Annotated in this window: 3 protein-coding genes; all 3 read left to right on the top strand. The window is 65.9% G+C overall.

Going from position 1 to position 1,591, the window contains the following annotated elements; genetic code table 11:
• A partial coding sequence (locus EN969_RS30385; RefSeq protein ID WP_127419695.1) for a tetratricopeptide repeat protein occupies nucleotides 1–541 on the top strand: 541 nt, incomplete at its 5' end.
• 106 nt (nucleotides 542–647) lie between these two features.
• Nucleotides 648–1,319 carry an LON peptidase substrate-binding domain-containing protein gene (locus tag EN969_RS30380; protein WP_127419694.1) on the top strand — a complete coding sequence of 224 codons (672 nt, stop codon included), beginning with the start codon at nucleotides 648–650 and terminating at the stop codon, nucleotides 1,317–1,319.
• Nucleotides 1,320–1,328: 9 nt separating this feature from the next.
• A complete protein-coding gene (locus tag EN969_RS30375; RefSeq protein ID WP_127419693.1) occupies nucleotides 1,329–1,568 on the top strand; it encodes a Trm112 family protein in 240 nt (79 codons plus the stop codon).
• Nucleotides 1,569–1,591: the final 23 nt, after the last annotated feature.

The following is a 1,591-nucleotide window of genomic DNA, read 5'->3' as shown; positions in this document are numbered from 1 at the left end:
GGGCAATGGCGCGCCGCCGGTGGCCGAAGCTCTGGCTGCGGCGACCGAGGCGCGCGACGCCGGCGACATGCAGACCGCGGCCGACATTTATGACGCCATCCTGGCGCAGGCGCCGGAGACGATCGAGGCGATCGCCGGACTGGGAGAGCTGCTGTTCGAGGCCGGCGACACGGAAGGCGCCGAGGCGCTTTTGGCAACAGCCCCGGAGGCCAAGAAGGATGCGCCGCCGGTGGCAGCCCTGCGCGCCAGGATGGCGGTTGCGGCGCAGGCGGCGGCTCTCGGCAATCCAGCCGAATTCGAGCGGCGCCTTGCGGAAAATCCCGGAGATCACCAGGCGCGTTTCGATCTGGCCATGATCCAGAACGCCAACGGCGACCGTACGGCCGCAGCCGACAATCTGCTGGCCATCATCAAGGCCGACCGGGCCTGGAACGAGGATGGCGCGAGGACGCAATTGCTGCAGCTGTTCGAGGCCTGGGGCATGACCGACGAGGCGACGCTGGCAGCGCGCCGCAAATTGTCGGCGCTGCTGTTTTCCTGAGCCGGCTGCCGGTTGTTTTGCCGCACGGGCTTGGCGTCGGCGATGATTGCGCCAGATTAGGGCCAAGAACTCACGCGCTTCTTGATGGCGCGATCGGAGGAATGAGGTGCAAGCGGGAAACGCGCATTACCGGCTCGCCAAGGATTTGCCGTCGACGATCCCTCTCTTTCCGCTCGAGGGGGCGCTTTTGCTGCCGGGAGGCCGCATGCCGCTCAACATCTTCGAGCCGCGCTATCTGCAGATGGTGGACGAGGCGATCGCCGGCTCGCGGCTCATCGGCGTCATCCAGCCCAGTCTCGACGGGGCCTTGCGCGACGACGGCGAGCCGGAACTCTGCAATGTCGGTTGCGCCGGGCGCATCATCGCCTTTTCCGAGAGCGGCGACGGCCGTTACCTGATTTCGCTGCAGGGCGTGTGCCGGTTCCGCATCGCCCACGAATTGACGGTCAAGACGCCGTTTCGCCAGTGCAAGCCCTCGCCTTTCCTTGCCGATCTCGATGAGGACCAGGCGGGCAACGAGATCGACCGGCCATCGCTGCTCAAGGCATTTCGCGCCTATCTGCAGGCCAACGACCTCGAGGCCGACTGGGAAAGCGTCAGCCGGGCCGAAAATGCCATGCTGGTCAATGCGTTGTCGATGATGGCGCCCTATGGGCCAGCCGAGAAACAGGCGCTGCTCGAAGCGGCGGATTTGAAGACCCGGGCCGAGACGCTGATCGCCATCACCGAAATGGCGCTGGCGCGCGAGAATGAGGATTTTGGGTCGAGTTTGCAGTAAGAGGGCGCGATGGCGGACGGACGTGACGGGAAGAAGGTCGACCCCAAGCTGCTGGAGTTGCTGTCCTGCCCACTGACCAAGGGGCCGCTGGCCTGGGATCCGGAGCGCGGCGAACTGATTTCCAGGGTCGCCAAGATTGCCTATCCGGTGCGTGACGGCATCCCGATCATGCTGCCTTCCGAGGCGCGGACGCTTTCGGTGGAGGATGTGCTGGCCCCGCCGCCGCCGCGTCTGGGTGGGCCGGGCTGAGGGGCACGTTTCTTGTACCCAAT

It is taken from the genome of Mesorhizobium sp. M7A.F.Ca.CA.003.01.2.1 (assembly GCF_003998945.1).
Taxonomy (GTDB): domain Bacteria; phylum Pseudomonadota; class Alphaproteobacteria; order Rhizobiales; family Rhizobiaceae; genus Mesorhizobium; species Mesorhizobium ciceri.
This window is presented reverse-complemented; position numbering and strand designations above follow the sequence as displayed.